The sequence below is a fragment of the Niallia taxi genome (assembly GCF_032818155.1).
Classification (GTDB): Bacteria; Bacillota; Bacilli; order Bacillales; family Cytobacillaceae; genus Niallia; species Niallia taxi_A.
The window spans coordinates 269,029-286,900 of sequence record NZ_CP102590.1 but is presented as its reverse complement, the minus strand read 5'-3'; the positions used below and the strand labels follow the sequence as shown (position 1 = coordinate 286,900).

Genomic DNA, 17,872 nt, shown 5'->3' with positions numbered 1-17,872 from the left:
CCCCTTCGTATCGAAGGGGTGTTACTTTTAAAGACTAAATTGGTGGTGGATAGAATGAAGTTAATTGGTGTTGGCGATAACGTGGTTGATTTTTATAAAGATCGAGGTGAGATTTACCCTGGCGGCAATGCATTAAATGTGGCTGTTTTAGCGAAAAGAAATGGTGTCACAAAAAGTTCCTACATTGGAATATTAGGTGATGATACGGCAGGTGACCATGTATTAAAAAGTCTTGTTTCAGAAAATATCGATGTCTCAAGAATTAGAAAAGCATATGGACCAAACTGGGAATCTGTCGTTGCGTTAAATGACGATGGTGACCGCGTTTTCGTTAGCTCTAATAAGGGTGGTGTCCAATCTCTTGTTAAATTGAACTTCACGGAAGCAGACCTGGATTTCATTGCATCACACGACTTAATGCATACAAGCGTCTATAGCCGTATTGAAACAGAGCTGCCTGTTTTGGCCGATATGGTGCCAATCTCGTTTGATTTTTCATCACGCCGCGAAGATGAATATATCCAAACAATTTGCCCGTATATTCAATATGCCTTTTTCTCTGGTAGTGATCTCACCAAATCAGAGTGTATCGCGTTCATGCACCATGTGAATGAATTGGGAACTCCATTTGTTGGCATAACTAGAGGAGATGAAGGGTCATTATTACTTGCTGATGGTCATATATTTGAACAGCCAATTATCAATGCCAATGTGATTGATACGCTTGGAGCCGGGGATTCGTTTATTGCCATGTTTTTAACACAATTTCATCCATCTCGTAATGCTCAAGAAGCAATGCAGCTTGCAGCCACGGCTGCTGCAAAGGTTTGTGAAAGCTATGGTGCTTTTGGATATGGCTTAAAAAAAGATTTATCTGTGAATGTATAGACATTTTGGGGCTTTTTATTTAAAGCTTCTTTTTTTCTTTGATAGAATAAGAGTATCATTATAATAAGGAGTTTCCTAGAAATGGGTAAATGTGAGGAGTTGCTTAATGAAAGAGATAGAGGAAGACATTCCATATTATCAGCAAATAAAAACAAAAATAATCGAAGAAATCAGTAACGGAACATTAAAGCATGGTGACAAACTTCCGTCAGAGCGGGAATTGGCGGAAATTCACAAAATCAGCAGAATGACCGCAAGACATGCTATTTCCGTTTTGGAAAAGGAGGGCTTTGTTGAGCGCAGAGAAAGAGTCGGCACATTTATTACCAACAAAAGGATTCAATATAACTTTATTTCTGTAAACAGCTTCACAAAAGGGATGCTGGATAAAGGGCTGAAACCCTCTACAAAAACGATTTATATGAAAAGAGAGAAAGCCAATGAATTTATGGCAAAAACATTAGAGATTTCACAAGGGGAAGAAATCTTTTGCTTGCAAAGACTAAGAATTGTTGATGGAACACCAGTTGTCATTGAACTCAGTGTACTTCCCTATAAGTTTTGTTCTGGGATTGAAAAGCATATGGAAGAGAATGTTTCCTTATATCAAGTGTTAAGAGACCAATACGACATAACATTAGTAAAGCAAAAACAGCGGATGCGAATTTCCTTTTCAGACCAGAAGGAAAGCCAATTACTGAATATCAAAAGTGAAAGTCCATGCTTATTAACAGAGGGTACAACCCATGATCTTTCAGGTAAAATTATAGAATATACAAAGGGAATGGCGAGAGGTGATTTAGTTGAGTTTTATTCTGAACCAACAAATCCGATTTAAGGCATGATGAAGAACAGGAGCATGAAGCATTGCTCCTGGTTGCGTTGTGCCTTGTAACGCAATTAATCCACGAAAACTGGTTAGCATGTTTCCTTTTAACTACCTTCGTTTTGACTCCCATAATCTACAAGAACAAATCCGCATTCCTTCTATAATATATGCTTTCCATTAAAATAGCGCCATTTGGAAAATGGAACAACTTCAAATCCAAATACAAAAAAACAATTAGACATGGCTAGCTAATTGTTTTCTAATTGCCCTATTCTACCTGCCCCAACTTACGATAATACCGAAACCGACTAACAAGCATATCCATAATAATCTGATACAGCACCGCATGTGTCTGAATATCTGTTTGATGTGGAAAGTATATACCATCAGAGACGAACGGATAATCCCTCACTTCTGTATTAGATGTGACGGCCACGATTTTTGCTTTTGTATGCTTGAACACATTCTTTTTTGGTGTTCCTGCCCGCAGCTGTTGTTTCGCTAGGAAATTCCCTGAATTGGAGAAAATAATGATAAGCGTATCCTCGTTTGCTTGCTCAATATACTCCTCCTGCTTTATATCACTTTGGAATGTCACAATGAATTTTCCGTTATATGCCAATTTATATTGTAAATCAATTGCTGCTGATTCAGAGAATAGTAATCCAAATGCAGCTACGTTTTCGTAGTTTAATAGGTCACTGGCTAATCGATTGATAGCATCTAAATCTATTTGCTTTTTGTATGCTTCAATATCCTTGATAATGGCATCAAAATAGCTTTCTGTTCCAAGCCTTTCAATGGAGGAAAGAATGTTTGAGACATAATTCAAATCATTTTGAAAGCGATTTTCAATAAAGACTGCCGCGTCCTTTAAATCAAAATAGTCATCAAAGCCAATTGAACGCGCAAATTTAGATACAGTTGACTTAGAGACATTACATAGCTTTGCAACCTCTGTAATGCTTAAAGTGGTTATATTATGATAATGATTCAACAAAGTCATCGCAATATGATAGTTGGTAGAATCTAATTTCTCATTATTAAGCACAACAAGTAATCGTAAAATTAATTGCCCCATTTTTTAATCTCCTTATATCATGTAACGGTTTCCAAAAATCGAAATTTTAATGAAAGCGTTAACTAAATTGTTATAGTAAATGTGCAAAGAAAAACTTCATAAAGTAAAGGGAGCGTTCAATATGTCAAAAGATTATGGTAAGCTTTCGCAGGAAATCATTGACAGCGTTGGTGGGGAACAAAATATTGTTAGCCTGTACCATTGTGTGACAAGATTACGTTTTAAGTTAAAGGATGCTGAAATTGCTAAAGCAAATAAGGCTAAAATTCAAAATCTGCCAGGTGTTCTGTCCATTGTTGAGGCAAATGGTCAATTCCAGGTGGTGATTGGTAATGAAGTTGCTGACGTGTATCAGTATATCATGAATAAATACAAAATAAAAAGTGCACTTGGTTCAGATAGTGATGATGTGTCACAGGATGAAAAAGAAGAGAAATCAGGCAATATTTTAATTCGCTTCTTTAATGTAATCTCATCGATATTTAATCCGATTATCATTGCTTTGGCCGGTGCAGGAATGACGAAAGCTCTATTAGTGCTATTATCTCAATATCATATTTTAGATGCAGAAGGCAGTACGTATAAAATTTTATCTGCTGCAGGCAATAGTGTCTTTTACTTTTTACCATTATTTCTTGCTGTGAGTGCTGCAAGAGTATTTAAGGTAAATCAATTCGTAGCATTAGCAATCGTTGCAGCATTATTAGAACCGAATTTCACAGGGCTTGTGACAGAGAATGGTGTGACAGTTGACTTCCTTGGCATCCCTGCAGTCCTTATGAGTTATTCAGGAACAGTTATTCCTGCCATTGTTGCCATCTATGTTTACTCTCATTTAGAGAAGCTTTTAAAGCGCTTTATTCCGAAAAGCATTCAAATTTTCGCATTATCGATGGTTGCATTATTAATCATGGTTCCGTTAACAGTTATGGTCATCGGTCCAATTGGTGTTGGTTTAGGGAATGGACTTGGCGATTTAATGAACTTTATTAGCAGTAAGAGTGGTTTATTAGCAGGATTAGTGATTGGTGCAGGCTGGACATTCTTAGTTATGCTCGGGATCCATTGGGGCATTGTGCCAATTATGATCAATAACCTCTCCACATATGGCTTTGATACACTTCGTCCAATGATTGCAGCCGCTACGTTTGCAAGTGCAGGTGTTGCCCTTGGCGTATTCTTACGAAGCAGAAATAAAGGAACGAAAACATTAGCATTGTCTTCAATTCTGCCAGCATTACTCGGTGGCATCACAGAGCCAATCGTATACGGCTTATCAGTTCGATTTAAGCGACCGCTTATAGCTCAAGCGATTGCCGGCGGAATTATGGGTGCCTTTATGGGTGCGATGCAAACAAAAGCAATTGTTTATGTTTTCCCAGCATTAACAACATTACCTGCCTTTCTTGGAGATACATTTATCTATTATGTTATCGGTATATCAGGCGCCTTTATCTTAAGTGCTGCACTAACCTACTTTATTGGGATTAATGAAGATGAGGTAGAGGTTAAACCGACTGCAGATGGAGATCCTTCAAAAATTCAGTTGCCTGTTATTGGTCATGCTATTTCACTTGATGAAGTGAAAGATGAGGTTTTCTCCTCTCGTGCTATGGGAGATGGGATTGCGATTGTACCAGAGAAAGGCATTCTTTATGCACCAGTTTCAGGTACAGTTGAGGTCGCTTTCCCAACAGGTCATGCATTTGGGATTACTTCCTCTTCTGGTGTAGAAATCCTGCTTCATGTTGGTATTAATACAGTCGAGTTAAACGGAAAAGGATTTCAGCCTAAGGTAAAAGTCGGCGATAAAGTCGAAAAAGGTCAAGTGCTGGCTGAGTTTGATTTAGAAGTAATAAAAGAAGCAGGATTTGATCCGACAACGATGATGATTTTTACGAATGTGCCAGAAGCAGCGCAAGCAGACATTATCAAAAACCATGCTAAGGACTTTGTGCCTTTAATGAAGTGGAATAACAGTGGAGGTGCAACAATATGAGTAAATTTCCAGAAGGGTTTTTATGGGGCGGTGCAATTGCTGCCAATCAAGCAGAGGGAGCATATCTTGAGGATGGCAAAGGGTTAAGTGTTTCAGATATTCTGCCAGTAGGAAAAAATAGATTCGATGATTTAAAGCTAGAGGTGCGAGATGGCGTGTTTTATCCAAGCCATGAGGCGATTGATTTTTACCACACATATAAAGAGGATATTGCGTTATTAGCGGAAGTTGGCTTGAAATGCTTCCGTACCTCGATTGCGTGGAGCAGAATCTTTCCAAATGGAGATGAACAAGAACCAAATGAGAAAGGCCTTGCCTTCTATGAGGATATGTTTCAAACATTAAAGTCTTACAACATCGAACCAGTCATTACCTTATCCCATTTTGAAACACCGCTTCATTTAGTGAAAGCATATGGTGGCTGGAAGAACCGCAAGCTGATTAGCTTCTTCGAAAGATATTGTGAAGTTGTCTTTAATCGCTACAAAGGCTTAGTTAAGTATTGGATGACGTTCAATGAAATAAATCATACCCATACACTCCCGCTTTTAGGGGCAGGACTTCATATTGGTGATGTCGATGAAAAACAGAAGCTTGAGGATATGTATCATGCTAGTCACCATATGTTTGTGGCAAGCGCAAAAGCTGTTTTAATTGGTCATCAAGTCGATAAGGAAAATCAAATTGGCTGTATGCTTTCATTAAGTCCGGTATACCCAGCAACTTGTAATCCAGAGGATATCTTTGCAGCAAATGAGCTAAGAAGAAGATCGTTATTTTACAGTGATGTGCAATTAAGAGGAGACTATCCGGCTTACTTTAATAGAATAATAGAAGAACATGAATTGAATTTAACTATTCCAAGTGAAGACTTAGCTGTGATCAAAGAGGGTGTTTGTGACTATCTTGGCTTCAGCTTCTATCGCAGTTCTCTACATGAAGCAGGCATGAAGATTCTTGGAAATACAGGTGGCATCATAGGCAAAAAGAATCCGTATTTACAGGAAACTCCTTGGGGATGGCCGATTGATCCATTAGCACTTCGCTATGTATGTAATGAATTGACAGATCGCTATCAAAAGCCGCTCTTTATCGTAGAAAACGGTATTGGTCTGCATGATAAGGTAGTAGATGGAAAAATTGACGATCGAGACAGAATGCATTATTTAAAGGACCATGTAGAAATGATGGCAGAGGCAATCAAGGATGGCTGCAATATTATTGGCTATACATGGTGGGGACCGATTGATATTGTCTCAGCCGGAACAGGTGAAATGGAAAAACGCTATGGCTTTATCTATGTTGATAAGCAAAATGACGGCAGTGGCAGTATGAAACGTTTAAAGAAAGAAAGCTTCCATTATTATAAAAGGATTATCAAAACAAATGGTGCTAGCCTTGAGCTTCAAGCAGCAGATGAAAAGGGGCAGATATAAATGGCAGAGAAAAGTTATTTTCCAAAAGGGTTTTTATGGGGTGGAGCGATTGCAGCAAACCAAGCAGAAGGTGCTTGGGATAAAGACAGCAAGGGAATGTCTGTCGCAGATGTGGCAATGTATAAGCCGAATATTGATAAAAGCGATTATGTCAGTCAGTGGCATGTTAGTCCAGAGCAAATAGAAGAAGCTATGCAAACAGATGATACTGTTTATTATCCGAAAAGACGGGGCATTGACTTTTATCATCGCTATGAAGAGGATTTAGCGTTAATGGAAGAAATGGGCATGAAGGTTTTAAGAGTTTCGATTGCTTGGACAAGGCTTTTTCAAACAGGAACAGAAGAAGAGCCCATTCAAGCGGGGATTGATTACTATGTACGTCTTTTTAAAGAAATGCGCAAACGAAATATCGAACCGCTTGTTACCCTGTCTCATTACGAGATGCCGCTTTATTTAGTTAATCATTATGATGGCTGGGTTTCTCGTGAGGTAGTGGATATGTTTGTTACCTACTCGAAGGTTTGCTTTGAACACTTTGGAGAGTATGTGAAATACTGGCTAACCTTTAATGAAATTGACAGTGTCTTTAGACATCCATTCACAACAGTTGGTGTTGTTGAAGAAAAGTATGCAAGCAAAAAAGAGGCAGAAGCAGCAATCTATCAAGCCTTGCACCATCAATTTATCGCAAGCAGCTTAGCAACGAAATACGCACATGAAATGATTGAAAACGCTCATGTTGGCTGTATGCTGACAAAAACGCTGGCGTACCCATTAACCTCTAATCCAGAGGATGTCCTGCTTGCGCAAAAACATAATCGAGATAACTCCTTCTATGCAGATGTCCAGGTATTTGGTGAATATCCGCTGTTCATGAAGCGTTATTTGGCTGAGAATGATATTATCATTGAAAAACTGACTGGAGACGATGAAATATTAAAACAGCATACCGTTGACTTTGTTTCCTTCAGCTACTATATGTCGATGATTAAAAGCGTGAATGAAGATAAAATGGAAAAGGTTGGCGGCAATTTAATTACGAGCGTAAAAAACCCGTACTTAGATATTAGTGACTGGGGCTGGCAAGTAGATCCTGTCGGTTTACGTATATCACTGATTGATTTGTATGATCGTTATCATTTACCATTGTTTGTCGTCGAAAATGGGATTGGCTCGATTGATGAATTAGTTGATGGCAAGGTGCATGATGATTATCGCATCGATTACTTCCGCAAGCATTTTGAGCAAATGAATCTTGCCTGCAAGGAAGGAATCGAAATGCTCGGCTATACTTCATGGGGCTGCATTGATATCGTTAGTGCGTCCACCTCTCAAATGTCAAAACGCTATGGCTTTATCTATGTTGATGCAGATGATTTAGGTAATGGTTCGTATGACAGAATTAAAAAGGACTCGTTTTATTGGTATAAGAAGGTGATTGAAACAAACGGAGCAGAGCTGTAAGACAAAAAAGAGAAATGGAGCACCATCCATTTCTCTTTTTTTATGAAAAACCTCGAAAAAAAAACCGAGTTTCTTACATTATATATAGCAAATATCTACACTCACAAATTCCGCAAAACGCTACTCGCATTATTCCGATACCTTTGCCCTGCCTGCACATACCGATCAACCATTTCTCTTGTTTTATGACCAGTCTGTTTCATAATCGCAATATCGGTCATGCCCATCATCGCCGCACTCGTTGATAATCCGCTCCGCAGGCTGTGACCGCCAAATTGTCTTGGATCCATGCCGGCTAATGCAACATACTTCTTAATGATTAAAGAAATGGACTTATCACTAAGGCGTCCCTTCATATTACCGTGTCGATCAATCGAGCGGAACAATGCTCCATTAAAAAGCTTGGCTGTTTCGATCCAATCCTCTGTTGCTTTCACAGGGCAATAATCATTATTCGAAAACACAACACCTTTAATCAAATCATCATTTCTCGTTTTCGTATCCCGTACACTAACGTCCATGCCAAAATCATGAAACTCCAAATCATCAACATTTATCGCCACTAACTCGGACCGTCTGCTTGCAAGGGCAAAGCCTAACAGAATAATCGCTTTATCTCGAACACCTGCTAATGTTGATGTATCAATCTCACTTATTAAATCAGGCAGATTTTGAAGCATCAATGCTTTCTTCGGCTTTTGTCGTGATCCTTTTTCTCTGCGTATTCCATCCATCAGCGCAATCACTTCTAAGCTTTTTGTCGGACTGACATGCATGCTCATTTTATGTGCTTCACTTATAGAAGCAATACGTCTTCTTAATGTCGAGAACCGATGAGTTTCTGCCAGCTCTGTTAAGTAGAAGCAAATCGTTTCCACCTCAGCTGGAATGGGTGAAACATTATGTAATGTGCACCAATCGGTGAAATGCTTCCAATCCGCATAATAGCTCTTTTTCGTATTGCTGCTTTTCGAGTGGGAGATATAATAGTTTATTTTGTCCATTTGCTGCTTGCTGAATGCGGGGGTGCTTTTATTGTCTGGAACGAGCATTTGTTCCTCTCCTAACTGCATTTCTTAACTTCCGATAACTATATATTATCGGAAGTCAGTTTAAAAGAGAAGCATTTAAGCCCTATTTATATAAAAAAAAACAGCATTTGTTCAAATTGGACTTCGTAGGAAGCTGAAAATAAGTGGTTTATTATGGCATAAACCAGGACATTTCTAGAACGCTCTAGAAGGAAATTAAATGAACGTAGGTATGTGAAGCAATAGTTAATTTCGTCTGAGGGCGAATCTCTGCATACCTAAAATTTGGCATTAAATGAGTAGGAATATAGATAATAACTACTTATTTTGTAACACATACTAAGTTTGTGGAAATTTTCTTTTTACATGTGCATTCATTAGTAAAAAATCAAATCTTGTCTACATAGGAGGATTACCATGAAAAGTATAAAACAACTAGGCTACGTTTTAATGGTGTTGGCATTAATGGTTATTGCCACTGGATGTGGTGGAGGTAATAATAATACAGATAGTGATGATGGAACTTCTGGTTCTCTTGTTGTTTCTGGTTCGTCTGCCATGCAGCCGTTAATTGCTGCTGCAGCGGAGGAATTTATGGCAGAGAATCCAAATGCGGACATTCAAGTAAACGCAGGCGGTTCTGGTACAGGCTTGTCTCAAGTTTCGGAAGGGTCTGTTGATATTGGAAACTCTGATGTGTATGCAGAAGAAAAGGAAGGCATTGATGCAGCGAAGCTAGTGGATCATAAAGTAGCGGTTGTTGGTATTGCTGCTGCAGTTAATCCGAATGTTGGTATTACCGATATTTCAAAAGAAGACTTAATTAAAGTTTTTACTGGTAAAATCACGAACTGGAAGGACGTTGGCGGCAAGGATCAAAAGATTGTCCTTGTGAACCGCCCAGACTCTTCAGGAACTCGTGCTGTTTTTAATAAATTTGGATTAGATGGTGCTACACCTGCTGAGGGAATTACAGAGGATTCCTCTAATACGGTCAAGAAAATCCTTAAAGAAACAGAAGGTGCTGTCGGTTATCTGGCTTTCTCATATTTTACAGATGATTCCGTAAAAGCATTGTCTGTTGATGGAGTAGAGGCAAAAGAGGAAAATGTGCAAGCAGGTAAATTTCCTATTTGGGCATATCAGCATTCTTACACAAAGGGTGAGGCAACAGGACTTGGAAAATCGTTCCTTGATTACGTGATGTCTGATGATATTCAAAGCACTTTACTCAAGGAACAAGGCTACTTGCCTGTTACGGAAATGAAGGTAGAAAGAGATGCTGAAGGTAATCTAAAAAATCTTTAAAAATTGAACAGGGTAAATGCATGAAAAGCATTTACCCTGTTTCCGTAAAGGGGTGATTTTCGGCATGGAAGAAAAAACGATTCCTGCAAAACAAAGATTATTAAAATCAGGGAAAACCGGTCTTGGGAATGAGTTTCGTGGAAAAATATTGGTAACATTATGTGCCATTATCATGATTGCCGTCACTATTTCCATTACGATATTTCTAGGTGTGAAAGGACTACAATCATTTATTAAAAACGGAATTAGTTTAACTGAATTTTTGACAAGCACGGATTGGAATCCGACCGATAAAGCAAATCCAAAGTTTGGTGTACTGCCATTTATTTTTGGTTCCTTTGCCGTAACGTTTTTGTCTGCACTTGTATCAGCCCCACTTGGAATTGGTGCAGCGATCTTTATGACAGAAATAGCTCCTTCCTGGGGAAAAAAGGTCATTCAGCCTGTAATCGAGCTGCTTGTTGGTATTCCATCTGTCGTGTATGGATTTATTGGCTTAACCGTACTTGTACCATTTATTCGCGATCATATTGGCGGACTTGGGTTTAGCTTGCTTGCTGGAACAGTCGTCCTGTCCATTATGATATTGCCAACCATTACGAGTATTGCGACAGATGCGATGAGCTCATTACCAAAGAATCTCCGTGAAGGCTCGTATGCATTAGGTGCAACAAGATGGCAGACCATTCGCAAGGTCCTTATCCCTGCAGCATTGCCAACACTGTTAACAGCAGTCATTCTTGGTATGGCAAGAGCTTTTGGAGAAGCGTTAGCCGTGCAAATGGTTATCGGAAATGTGAAGGTGATACCGTCAAGCCTGCTTGATGCTGCCGCAACATTAACAACAATCATCACCTTGAATATGGGCCATACAACATATGGCAGTGTGGAAAATAATACGCTTTGGTCTATGGGATTAATTCTCCTTATTATGTCATTCATCTTTATCATCCTCATTCGCTATGTATCGTCAAGGAGGAAAATGTAATGAACAGTAAAACAGCAGACCGTATTGCTACTGTCGTATTGGTAGTCATTGCCGCTGTGATTGTATCCATTCTCGTTGGTCTTTTTGCATATATTCTTATTAATGGGTTACGGTACGTTTCATTTGATTTCTTAACATCCCCTTCAAGCAATGTTCGTGCAGGCGGCGGGGTACGAGATCAGTTATTTAATTCCTTATATATTCTTGTTATTACGATGATTATTTCCCTTCCGCTTGGTATTGGAGGCGGGATTTTTATGGCCGAATATGCACGACCAGGAAAAGTGACAGACATTATTCGCTCCTGTATTGAAGTATTATCCTCCTTACCATCGATTGTTATTGGGATGTTCGGGCTATTAATGTTTGTTAATTTAACTGGCTGGGGCTATACGATTTTAGGTGGAGCGTTAGCCTTAACTGTATTTAACCTACCTGTACTAGTTAGGGTTAGTGAGGATGCAATTAGAACGGTTCCAAGAGAACTGAAGGAAGGAAGTCTTGCTTTAGGAATTACTCATTGGCATACCATTAAAACAGTAATCCTGCCAAGTGCTTTTCCATCCATATTAACAGGGGCAATATTAGCATCAGGTCGTGTTTTTGGAGAAGCAGCAGCACTGTTATTTACAGCAGGACTGTCTACTCCACGATTGAATTATCTTGATTGGAACCCGTTTTCTGACAGATCACCATTAAATATTTTCCGACCTGCCGAAACGCTTGCTGTTCATATCTGGTCTGTTAATACACAAGGATTAATTCCTGATATAGAGCAGGTTTCCAATGGTGCTTCTGCTGTATTAATTTTAGCGGTCCTAATTTTTAATCTGCTAGCAAGATGGATTGGCACACTTATTCATAAAAAAATCACGGCAACGAAATAGAAGGCTGGTGAATACGTTGACAACAACTATTTTAGATGTAAAAAATTTGGAGTTTTTTTACGGGGAAAAGCGGGCAGTTAATGGCATTTCCATGCAAATGGAAAAAAACTCGATTACAGCTCTTATTGGACCGTCTGGCTGCGGAAAATCAACATTTTTGCGAACTGTTAATCGTATGAATGACCTTATACCTGGTGCAAGAGCGGAGGGAGAAATTCTCTATGAAGGCATTAATTTATTATCAGACGATATTAATGTGGTAGCATTGCGCAAGGAAATTGGCATGGTTTTTCAAAAGCCGAATCCCTTTCCAAAATCAATATATGATAATATTACACACGCTTTAAAATACAATAGAATAAGAAGGAAGGCAGAGCTTGACCAAATTGTCGAGGAAAGCTTAACAAAAGCAGCACTTTGGGAGGAAGTGAAGGACCGTCTCCACAAATCTGCTTTATCTCTTTCCGGCGGACAGCAGCAAAGGCTTTGTATTGCTAGAACAATTGCGATGAAACCGACTGTTATGCTGCTTGATGAGCCTTCTTCTGCATTAGATCCAATTTCTAACGCAAAAGTGGAGGAATTGATACTGGATTTGAAGAATGATTATACTATCATCATCGTGACTCACAATATGTCACAGGCTTCTCGTATTTCCGATAAAACAGCCTTTTTTTTCTCTGGCGATCTCATTGAATACGATGTAACAGAAAAGATTTTCACAGCGCCTTCCAATCAGAAAACGGAAGAGTATATCTCTGGACGGTTTGGGTGAGGAGGAAAAGATTTGTCTACAAATACTGGTATGAAGGCGATATTTGATTGTGTAGATCTTAACTTATGGTATGGGGACCACCATGCATTAAAGAACATCAACTTTCCAATTAACGAAAAAGAGGTTACTGCCATTATTGGTCCCTCTGGTTGTGGGAAATCGACTTTTATTAAAACGCTGAACCTGATGATTAACTATGTGCCAAATGTAAAAATGGCGGGACAAATTAATTTTGACGGTCAAAATATTTTAAGGGAAAGACTAGACCTAGTTGAAATAAGGAAGAAGGTAGGAATGGTCTTCCAAAAAGGAAATCCTTTTCCGCAATCGATTTTTGATAATATTGCTTATGGTCCAAGAATCCACGGCATGAAGAAAAAGGATGAACTAAATAAGATTGTGGAAAGCTCGCTAAAGGATGTAGCTTTATGGGAGGAAGTGAAGGATAGACTTACAGCGCCTGCACTCGGCTTGTCTGGCGGACAGCAGCAAAGACTATGTATCGCAAGAGCGTTAGCGACAAAGCCAGACGTGCTGTTGATGGACGAACCAACTTCCGCCCTTGACCCGATTTCCACCTTAAAGATTGAGGAATTAATCCTTGAGCTTAAACAAAAGTACACGATTGTTATTGTCACACATAATATGCAGCAGGCATCACGCGTTTCAGACAAAACAGCCTTCTTTCTAATGGGTGAGCTTATTGAGCTTGACAAAACAGCCAAGATCTTCTCCAACCCTGCCGATGACCGAACAGAGGGCTATATTTCAGGAAGATTCGGATAAGAGGAGTGAGTTAACTCATGAATATAAGATCAAATTTTGACAGCAACTTAAACCAATTAAAGGATATGCTGATGGATATGGCTCGTCTTACGGAAAGCTCTATTCAAGACAGTATCCAAGTGCTAATTAACCAGGATCTTGAACAGGCGAAAGGTATTATAGACCGTGATAATGCTATAGATGAGTTAGAGAACGATATCAATGATAAAGCTATTTCACTCATTGCAATGGAAGCCCCTGTGGCAAGGGACTTGCGCAAAATTATTGTTGCATTAAAAATTTCCTCTGAGGTGGAACGGATTGCTGACAATGCAGTGAACATCGCCAAGTCAACCTTACATATTGGCAATGAAAAGCTTATTAAGGAAATAGTGGATATTCCCAAAATGATGGATATGGCATTGAAAATGCTGAGCGATTCCTTGCAGTCTTTTCTGCAGGAGGATGTAGCTTTGGCAAGGAAATGTGCTGAGGATGACGATAAGGTGGATGAAATGTATGGCATGCTTGTGAAGGAATTGATGGGCTATCTTCAGCAAAATCCTAACAACACAAACCAAATTACACAGCTAGCCTTTGTGTGCCGCTATATTGAAAGAGTGGCAGATCACTCCACTAATATTGCAGAGCATGTCATTTATTTAGTGACAGGGAAGCGCTATGATTTAAATGCATAATAAAAGCAGGAGGGGAATAATAGCCTCTCCTGTTTTCTTTTTATTCCGATGCATGCTTGGTGTGTGAGATGGATGCCCGGTGATATAAGTATATTGTAGGATGAGAATATGTCCATTGTATGACGGAAGTGGGTAATTTCTATTAAATCTGCGTAAACAGAAAAGGAACCTGAACAGTATTAATTCAGGTTCTTTTTCTAATTGCTTTTTACAGCTCTTCACCATTTGTTTCAATAACGTTTTTATACCAATCAAAAGAGTCTTTTTTATAACGCTTCATGCTGCCGTTTCCTTCATTATCACGGTCCACATAAATCATACCATAGCGTTTTTTCATTTCTCCTGTTGTGAAGGAAACGATATCAATGATTCCCCACGGAGTATAACCAATTAGATCTACACCATCATACTCAACTGCTTTTTCTAATGCTTCAATATGTGATTTTAAATATTGAATTCTTTCCGGGTCATGAATAGAGCCGTCCTCACTAATCGTATCAATTGCACCAAAACCGTTTTCTACAATGAAAAGAGGGATTTGGTAGCGATCGTAAAAACGATTTAATGTGTAGCGCAAGCCAGTCGGATCAATAGACCAGCCCCAGTCACTTGATTTAATATATGGATTTTCCACGCCATTACGCAATGCACCGTTTACGATGTCACCACTGTTATCATTTACTACATCACTTTTAACGGTTGTTGACATATAGTAGCTGAAGCCTAGGTAATCAACAGTTCCGTTACGTAGGATTTCATCATCGCCTTCTTCAAATTTGATGTTATAGCCTTCACGTTCAAATTCCTTTAAAGCGTATTTCGGATAAGCGCCGCGTACATGTACATCAGGGAAGAAATAGCGTTGTCTCATTTCTTCTTCTGCAAGCATGATGTCTTCTGGATTGCAAGAGAATGGATAAATAGGTACATGTGATACCATTGCGCCAATTTGGAATTCAGGATTAATTTTTTTACCAGCAGCTACAGCAAGGGCACTTGCAATTAGCTCATGATGTCCTGTTTGGTACATTACTTCTTTAGGATTTTCGCCTTCTTGAACAGTAACACCTGAGTTTGTCCAAAGGAAGAGCGGGTTGTCAACATCCATTTGGTTATTGATTTCATTGAAGGTCATCCAGTATTTCACTTTGTCTTTGTAGCGGTCAAAGCAAGCCTCTGCAAATGTCACAAAGTAATCCACTACTTTACGATTGCGGAATCCGCCAAGTTCTCTTGCTAAATGAAGCGGCATTTCAAAGTGAGAAAGGGTAATAACAGGTTCGATTCCATGCTTTAACAGCTCGTCGAACACATCATCATAAAATTGTAAGCCTGCTTCATTTGGTGTTTCCTCGTCACCGTTCGGGAAGATTCTGCTCCAACCAATAGATGTTCGTAAGCATTTTAAGCCCATTTCTGCGAACAAGGCAATATCCTCTTTATAATGATGATAAAAATCAATTGCTTCATGGTTTGGATAAAACTCATTTTCCTCAATTGTATCGGTAATTTTTCGTGCTACGCCATGTGCACCTGCTGTCATAACATCGACAACACTTGGTCCTTTTCCACCAGCATTCCAGCCGCCTTCAAATTGATGTGCAGCAAGTGCGCCGCCCCATAGAAAATCCTTCGGTAATTTACTCATGTTTGTCTTCCTCCTTATTTAACTACTGTAAACAATTTTTGATTAAATGTACAATTTTCCAAATCCTCACTGATGATTTGTTCATAAGCAAAGGAATTTGTAATGATTACAGGTGTAATCGTTTTTAAGCCTTTTTCCAAGATATAGTCTTTATCAAATTCAATTAATAAATCACCTTTATTGAATTTTTCTCCATCCTTTACTTTGACAGTGAATGGACTGCCGTCAAGTGTCACCGTATCCAAGCCAATATGAATCAATAGTTCAACACCATTTTCTGCTTTTAATCCAATAGCATGCTTGGTTGGTGCAATCATTACGACTGTTCCTTCAAAAGGAGCATACACTTTTGCTTCTGTTGGTTCAATCGCAATACCTTGACCCATTGCACCTGAGCTGAACACTTCATCAGGCACAGCAGTCAGAGGCACTACTTTACCACTGAGCGGGGAACCAATTGTTACTTCGTTTTCAGAGGATGCTGCCATTTCCATCGCACCTGCTGCAGCTTCAGGCTGCTTGTCTGTTTTCTTCGTGCTTTCTTGCTTTTCACCATATCCAAAGATTTGGACTAATACAACAGGTAGAATGATCGCTATCGCAGAACCGATAAGTATTCCCCAAACAGATGATGGATACTCTGAATTGATGCCATTCACAATTGTCAATGGTCCTGGTAAACCTGCATAAGCAAAGTAATATGGATTAAAGAAGCTCGCTGTTATTGCTCCAATACCGCCGCCAATACAACCAAAGATAAATGGCTTCTTAAAGCGTAGGTTGACTCCATAAATAGCTGGCTCTGTTATCCCGAAAACCCCTGTTACACCAGCAGAGATGCTGACTTTTCTCGTCTCCTGGCTTTTCGCCTTTAAAATAACACCAAGTACTGCACCAACCTGTGCGATAACAGCGATTGTTTGATACGCTTGGAAGGAATCTCTTCCATACAAATCAAAGTTAGCCAGAACCATCGGTGTTACGCCCCAATGGACACCGAATATAACGATAACCTGCCATAATGAGCCAATGATAGCTCCTGCCACGATAGGTGCATTTTCTGCTAAAAAGTTATAGCCGTTTGCAATCCCGTTTGCACCCATTGTAGATAAAGGACCAATAAGCACGATTGTTAACGGTACCATAATTACTAAACTGAAAAAGGGAACAAATAATGGCTTTATCACTTCATTGATTCGCTTGTTTAAGAAGCGCTCCAAGTAAGATAAGATCCACACTAGAAACAATGGTGGCAATACAGAAGATGTATAAGTTGTTTCTGTTAACGCAATTCCGATAAAGTTGATGTTTGAACCTTCAGAAATTTGCGCAGCCATTTCTGCCCAAGTAGGACTCACCAATGCCGCACAGCATGCTACTGCGATGTACATGTTTGTCTTAAAATGCTTGGAAGCCGTTATTGCAATGAAAATCGGTAAAAATGTGAATGGTGCCCAAGAGATGAAGCTGAAAACTTGATAAGTACCGGATTCTGCGAAGCTATCAAACAATAAGCTTATGATAATTAACAAACCTTGCAGTATACCAGCTGCTGCTAATATGTATACAAATGGTGCAAACACAGCGGACATTGTGGCGATAATCCGATTAAGGATCGTCCCTTTATGTTCAGCTGCTGTGTCGTTTGTTGTATCTAAGTTTATGAGACTGGAAAACTCCTCGTAAACCTCGCCAACATGCTGACCGATAACAACCTGGAATTGACCGCTGTTTTCGACAACTGTCACAACACCTGGCATAGCAGATACTTCTTCTTTTGCTTTTGGATTAGAACGCTTTAATACTAAGCGCAGCCTTGTGGCACAGCGCGTCGCTCCAACAATGTTCTCCTCACCGCCAACAGCTTCTAAAATATCCTTGGCCAGCTTCGGATAATCTCTAACATTTCCTGCCAAATTGTACCCCTCCTTCATGCTTTATACGCTTAAATTATAATTGTATCGGTATAATTTATCAAGTACCAACAAATTATTTTATGCGTGAATAATAGAAAATGAGTTTTTCGCTTATTTATGCTATAATCCTGTTTAAGTGACTAAATAAGAGGGTAT

General features: G+C 39.3%; 14 protein-coding genes and 1 pseudogene. 11 read left to right on the top strand and 4 right to left on the bottom strand.

Features of this window, described 5'->3' with window-relative positions; translation table 11 throughout:
* The first annotated feature begins 54 nt into the window (after positions 1 to 54).
* Complete coding sequence (locus NQZ71_RS20585) at positions 55 to 888, top strand: PfkB family carbohydrate kinase (protein WP_317012258.1); 834 nt, start codon at positions 55 to 57, stop codon at positions 886 to 888.
* Positions 889 to 994: 106 nt separating this feature from the next.
* Positions 995 to 1,726: a GntR family transcriptional regulator gene (locus NQZ71_RS20580; RefSeq protein WP_144454512.1), complete on the top strand. Its 732-nt coding sequence runs from the start codon at positions 995 to 997 to the stop codon at positions 1,724 to 1,726.
* A gap of 259 nt (positions 1,727 to 1,985) precedes the next feature.
* On the opposite strand, the gene NQZ71_RS20575 is transcribed toward NQZ71_RS20580, so the two are convergent.
* Positions 1,986 to 2,798 carry a MurR/RpiR family transcriptional regulator gene (locus NQZ71_RS20575; protein ID WP_317012257.1) on the bottom strand — a complete coding sequence of 271 codons (813 nt, stop codon included), beginning with the start codon at positions 2,796 to 2,798 and terminating at the stop codon, positions 1,986 to 1,988.
* Positions 2,799 to 2,919: 121 nt separating this feature from the next.
* Here NQZ71_RS20575 and NQZ71_RS20570 point away from each other — a divergent pair, with 121 nt between their 5' ends.
* Genes NQZ71_RS20570 through NQZ71_RS20560 form a run of 3 tightly spaced genes read left to right on the top strand, consistent with a single transcriptional unit; the run spans position 2,920 to position 7,700 of the window.
* Positions 2,920 to 4,797 (top strand): beta-glucoside-specific PTS transporter subunit IIABC, encoded by a 1,878-nt coding sequence (locus tag NQZ71_RS20570; protein WP_317012256.1) that lies wholly within the window; start codon positions 2,920 to 2,922, stop codon positions 4,795 to 4,797.
* On the top strand, positions 4,794 to 6,233 hold the full coding sequence (locus NQZ71_RS20565) for a glycoside hydrolase family 1 protein (RefSeq protein ID WP_317012255.1): 1,440 nt from the start codon (positions 4,794 to 4,796) through the stop codon (positions 6,231 to 6,233). Before NQZ71_RS20570 ends, NQZ71_RS20565 begins: the two co-directional genes overlap by 4 nt.
* Positions 6,234 to 7,700, top strand: coding sequence for a glycoside hydrolase family 1 protein (locus NQZ71_RS20560; protein ID WP_317012254.1), 1,467 nt, complete (start codon positions 6,234 to 6,236; stop codon positions 7,698 to 7,700).
* 101 nt (positions 7,701 to 7,801) lie between these two features.
* Here the strand turns inward: NQZ71_RS20560 and NQZ71_RS20555 are convergent, their stop codons facing one another.
* Positions 7,802 to 8,773, bottom strand: a complete 972-nt coding sequence (locus NQZ71_RS20555) for a site-specific integrase (RefSeq protein ID WP_260054665.1) — start codon at positions 8,771 to 8,773, stop codon at positions 7,802 to 7,804.
* 375 nt (positions 8,774 to 9,148) lie between these two features.
* Between NQZ71_RS20555 and NQZ71_RS20550 the strand changes: the two genes are divergently transcribed.
* The 6 genes and pseudogenes from NQZ71_RS20550 (at position 9,149) to phoU (ending at position 14,152) form a co-directional block, all read left to right on the top strand.
* On the top strand, positions 9,149 to 10,039 hold the full coding sequence (locus tag NQZ71_RS20550) for a phosphate ABC transporter substrate-binding protein (protein ID WP_260054666.1): 891 nt from the start codon (positions 9,149 to 9,151) through the stop codon (positions 10,037 to 10,039).
* 96 nt (positions 10,040 to 10,135) lie between these two features.
* A pseudogene (gene pstC, locus NQZ71_RS20545) lies at positions 10,136 to 11,027 on the top strand (phosphate ABC transporter permease subunit PstC).
* Positions 11,027 to 11,914, top strand: a complete 888-nt coding sequence (pstA, locus tag NQZ71_RS20540) for a phosphate ABC transporter permease PstA (RefSeq protein WP_144454520.1) — start codon at positions 11,027 to 11,029, stop codon at positions 11,912 to 11,914. Before pstC ends, pstA begins: the two are co-directional and overlap by 1 nt.
* Positions 11,915 to 11,930: 16 nt before the next feature.
* Positions 11,931 to 12,689: a phosphate ABC transporter ATP-binding protein PstB gene (pstB, locus tag NQZ71_RS20535; protein WP_317012251.1), complete on the top strand. Its 759-nt coding sequence runs from the start codon at positions 11,931 to 11,933 to the stop codon at positions 12,687 to 12,689.
* 30 nt (positions 12,690 to 12,719) lie between these two features.
* Positions 12,720 to 13,475 (top strand): phosphate ABC transporter ATP-binding protein PstB, encoded by a 756-nt coding sequence (pstB, locus tag NQZ71_RS20530; RefSeq protein WP_317012495.1) that lies wholly within the window; start codon positions 12,720 to 12,722, stop codon positions 13,473 to 13,475.
* Positions 13,476 to 13,492: 17 nt separating this feature from the next.
* Positions 13,493 to 14,152, top strand: a complete 660-nt coding sequence (gene phoU, locus NQZ71_RS20525; protein ID WP_144454522.1) for a phosphate signaling complex protein PhoU — start codon at positions 13,493 to 13,495, stop codon at positions 14,150 to 14,152.
* Positions 14,153 to 14,360: 208 nt separating this feature from the next.
* On the opposite strand, the gene bglA is transcribed toward phoU, so the two are convergent.
* A complete protein-coding gene (gene bglA / locus NQZ71_RS20520) occupies positions 14,361 to 15,800 on the bottom strand; it encodes a 6-phospho-beta-glucosidase BglA (RefSeq protein WP_144454523.1) in 1,440 nt (479 codons plus the stop codon).
* Positions 15,801 to 15,814: 14 nt separating this feature from the next.
* A complete protein-coding gene (locus tag NQZ71_RS20515) occupies positions 15,815 to 17,716 on the bottom strand; it encodes a beta-glucoside-specific PTS transporter subunit IIABC (RefSeq protein ID WP_275007076.1) in 1,902 nt (633 codons plus the stop codon).
* Positions 17,717 to 17,872: the final 156 nt, after the last annotated feature.

Excerpts from the sequence above, each read along its gene's own strand:
- NQZ71_RS20585 (WP_317012258.1), top strand. The coding sequence starts at position 55 with ATGAAGTTAATTGGTGTTGGCGATAACGTGGTTGATTTTTATAAAGAT.
- NQZ71_RS20565 (WP_317012255.1), top strand. The coding sequence starts at position 4,794 with ATGAGTAAATTTCCAGAAGGGTTTTTATGGGGCGGTGCAATTGCTGCC.
- NQZ71_RS20575 (WP_317012257.1), bottom strand. The coding sequence starts at position 2,798 with ATGGGGCAATTAATTTTACGATTACTTGTTGTGCTTAATAATGAGAAA.
- NQZ71_RS20555 (WP_260054665.1), bottom strand. The coding sequence starts at position 8,773 with ATGCAGTTAGGAGAGGAACAAATGCTCGTTCCAGACAATAAAAGCACC.
- NQZ71_RS20560 (WP_317012254.1), top strand. The coding sequence starts at position 6,234 with ATGGCAGAGAAAAGTTATTTTCCAAAAGGGTTTTTATGGGGTGGAGCG.
- pstB (WP_317012495.1), top strand. The coding sequence starts at position 12,720 with ATGAAGGCGATATTTGATTGTGTAGATCTTAACTTATGGTATGGGGAC.
- NQZ71_RS20550 (WP_260054666.1), top strand. The coding sequence starts at position 9,149 with ATGAAAAGTATAAAACAACTAGGCTACGTTTTAATGGTGTTGGCATTA.
- phoU (WP_144454522.1), top strand. The coding sequence starts at position 13,493 with ATGAATATAAGATCAAATTTTGACAGCAACTTAAACCAATTAAAGGAT.
- pstA (WP_144454520.1), top strand. The coding sequence starts at position 11,027 with ATGAACAGTAAAACAGCAGACCGTATTGCTACTGTCGTATTGGTAGTC.
- NQZ71_RS20580 (WP_144454512.1), top strand. The coding sequence starts at position 995 with ATGAAAGAGATAGAGGAAGACATTCCATATTATCAGCAAATAAAAACA.
- bglA (WP_144454523.1), bottom strand. The coding sequence starts at position 15,800 with ATGAGTAAATTACCGAAGGATTTTCTATGGGGCGGCGCACTTGCTGCA.
- NQZ71_RS20570 (WP_317012256.1), top strand. The coding sequence starts at position 2,920 with ATGTCAAAAGATTATGGTAAGCTTTCGCAGGAAATCATTGACAGCGTT.